This is a genomic window from Paractinoplanes polyasparticus, assembly GCF_019710575.1.
GTDB lineage: Bacteria > Actinomycetota > Actinomycetes > Mycobacteriales > Micromonosporaceae > Actinoplanes > Actinoplanes polyasparticus.
Map to the genome: position 1 here is coordinate 1 of NZ_JAHWFK010000106.1, position 3,428 is coordinate 3,428.

Sequence of the window (3,428 nt, forward strand, 5' to 3'; positions counted from 1 at the left end):
CACGTTGAGTCCGGCGGCGTCCTACTCTCCCACACCCTCCCGAGTGCAGTACCATCGGCGCTGGAGGGCTTAGCTTCCGGGTTCGGAATGAGACCGGGCGTTTCCCCTCCGCTATGACCACCGAAACAGCCTTCAGCGGAACAAACCAGCATCAGCAGCACAACCCCCTTTTACAAAGGGTCGGCGCTTCTGGTTGTTCGTTTGCTGTGAATCACACAGTGGACGCGTTGAGCAAAAAGTTTAAGGTGGTTAAGCCCTCGGCCTATTAGTACCGGTCGACTGAACCAGTTACCTGGCTTACATCTCCGGCCTATCAACCCAATAGTCTGTTGGGAGCCTTACCCACTCAAGGTGGTGGGATACCTCATCTCGAAGCGAGCTTCCCGCTTAGATGCTTTCAGCGGTTATCCCTTCCGAACGTAGCCAACCAGCCGTGCCCCTGGCGGGACAACTGGCACACCAGAGGTTCGTCCGTCCCGGTCCTCTCGTACTAGGGACAGCCCTTCTCAAGTATCCAACGCGCACGGCGGATAGGGACCGAACTGTCTCACGACGTTCTAAACCCAGCTCGCGTACCGCTTTAATGGGCGAACAGCCCAACCCTTGGGACCTGCTACAGCCCCAGGATGCGACGAGCCGACATCGAGGTGCCAAACCATCCCGTCGATATGGACTCTTGGGGAAGATCAGCCTGTTATCCCCGGGGTACCTTTTATCCGTTGAGCGACACCGCTTCCACACGCAAGTGCCGGATCACTAGTCCCGACTTTCGTCCCTGCTCGACCCGTCAGTCTCACAGTCAAGCTCCCTTGTGCACTTACACTCAACACCTGATTGCCAACCAGGCTGAGGGAACCTTTGGGCGCCTCCGTTACCCTTTAGGAGGCAACCGCCCCAGTTAAACTACCCACCAGACACTGTCCCTCGACCCGATCAGGGCCGCAAGTTAGATACCCAAACCCAACAGAGTGGTATTTCAAGATTGCCTCCACCCGAACTGGCGTCCGAGCTTCACCGGCTCCCACCTATCCTACACAATTAAATTCGGATACCAATGTCAAGCTATAGTAAAGGTCCCGGGGTCTTTCCGTCCTGCCGCGCGTAACGAGCATCTTTACTCGTACTGCAATTTCGCCGGGCCTGTGGTTGAGACAGTGGGGAAGTCGTTACGCCATTCGTGCAGGTCGGAACTTACCCGACAAGGAATTTCGCTACCTTAGGATGGTTATAGTTACCACCGCCGTTTACTGGCGCTTAAGTTCTCCGCCTCGCCCCGAAAGGCTAACAGGTCCCCTTAACGTTCCAGCACCGGGCAGGCGTCAGTCCATATACATCGTCTTACGACTTGGCATGGACCTGTGTTTTTAGTAAACAGTCGCTTCCCCCTGCTCTCTGCGGCCATACCACGCTCCCACCGCAAGGGTGTTCACGCGTCCGGCCCCCCTTCTCCCTAAGTTACGGGGGCAATTTGCCGAGTTCCTTAACCACAGTTCACCCGTCGCCTCGGTATTCTCTACCTGACCACCTGTGTCGGTTTAGGGTACGGGCCGCTCGGAACATCGCTAGAGGCTTTTCTCGGCAGCATAGGATCAATGACTTCACCTGAAACGGCTCGGCATCACGTCTCAACCTATATGTGTCACGGATTTGCCTATGACACGGTCTACACGCTTACCCCAGGACAACCACCGCCTGGGATCATCTACCTTCCTGCGTCACCCCATCACTAAACTACTACCAACCAGGGTCCCAGCTCGCCTGCCCTTGACCCGAAGGTCGCCGGCACTTGAGGTGGTTAGCATGGAAAGGTTCGTCTTGGGCGTTCCTTTGCGGGTACGGGAATATCAACCCGTTATCCATCGACTACGCCTCTCGGCCTCGCCTTAGGCCCCGACTCACCCAGGGCGGATTAGCCTGGCCCTGGAACCCTTGGTCATCCGGCGGAAGAGGTTCTCACTCTTCATTCGCTACTCATGCCTGCATTCTCACTCGTATGGCGTCCACGGCTAGATCACTCTGCCGCTTCGCTCGCCATACGACGCTCCCCTACCCATCCACACACTTGGACCAACTCCCCAAGGAAGCCAGCCGAGTAAAATGTGAATGCCACAGCTTCGGCGGTGTGCTTGAGCCCCGCTACATTGTCGGCGCGGAACCACTTGACCAGTGAGCTATTACGCACTCTTTAAAGGGTGGCTGCTTCTAAGCCAACCTCCTGGTTGTCAATGCGATCCCACATCCTTTTCCACTTAGCACACGCTTAGGGGCCTTAGCTGGTGATCTGGGCTGTTTCCCTCTCGACTACGAAGCTTATCCCCCGCAGTCTCACTGCCGCGCTCTCACTTACCGGCATTCGGAGTTTAGCTGATTTCGGTAAGCTTGTAGGCCCCCTAGACCATCCAGTGCTCTACCTCCGGCAAGAAACACACGACGCTGCACCTAAATGCATTTCGGGGAGAACCAGCTATCACGGAGTTTGATTGGCCTTTCACCCCTAACCACAGGTCATCCCCCAACTTTTCAACGTTGGTGGGTTCGGTCCTCCACGCAGTCTTACCCACGCTTCAACCTGCCCATGGCTAGATCACCCCGCTTCGGGTCTAGAACACGCGACTACAACGCCCTATTCAGACTCGCTTTCGCTACGGCTACCCCACACAGGTTAACCTCGCCACGTGCCACTAACTCGCAGGCTCATTCTTCAAAAGGCACGCCATCACCCCTGCTCTTACGAACATAAGGCCCTGACGGATTGTAGGCGAACGGTTTCAGGTACTATTTCACTCCCCTCCCGGGGTACTTTTCACCATTCCCTCACGGTACTCGTCCGCTATCGGTCACCAGGAAGTATTCAGCCTTACCAGGTGGTCCTGGCAGATTCACAGCAGATTCTAGGAGTCCGCTGCTACTCGGGTGCCTTTCCACAGAGGTCACACATTTTCGTCTACCGGGCTCTCACCGTCTACGGCCAGCTTTCCCACACTGTTCGACTAACATGCAACTTTGTAACTCTGCCAGCGTCTGTCAGAACACTGAAAAAAGGTCCCACAACCCCCCATGCGTAACCCCTGACAGGTATCACACGCACAAGGTTTAGGCTCGATCCGCTTTCGCTCGCCACTACTCACGGAATCACTGTTGTTTTCTCTTCCTACCGGTACTGAGATGTTTCACTTCCCGGCGTTCCCCCCAACCACCCTATGTATTCAGGTGGCGGTGACACGACATGACTCGTGCCAGGTTTCCCCATTCGGACACCCTGGGATCACAGCTAGGTTGACAGCTCCCCCAGGCCTATCGCGGCCTCCCACGTCCTTCATCGGCTCCTGGTGCCAAGGCATCCACCGTTCGCCCTTGACAACTTAAACACAGAAAACAAGATGCTCGCGTCCACTGTGTAATTCTCAACCAACGACCAACCCACAACC

Annotated in this window: 2 rRNA genes; both read right to left on the reverse strand. The window is 56.0% G+C overall.

Annotated features, from left to right (window positions below):
- Positions 1-8: 8 nt before the first annotated feature.
- A 5S ribosomal RNA gene (rrf, locus tag KXC43_RS50155) occupies positions 9-125 on the reverse strand.
- Between the two features lie 120 nt (positions 126-245).
- A 23S ribosomal RNA gene (locus KXC43_RS50160) occupies positions 246-3,368 on the reverse strand.
- Positions 3,369-3,428 lie beyond the last annotated feature (60 nt).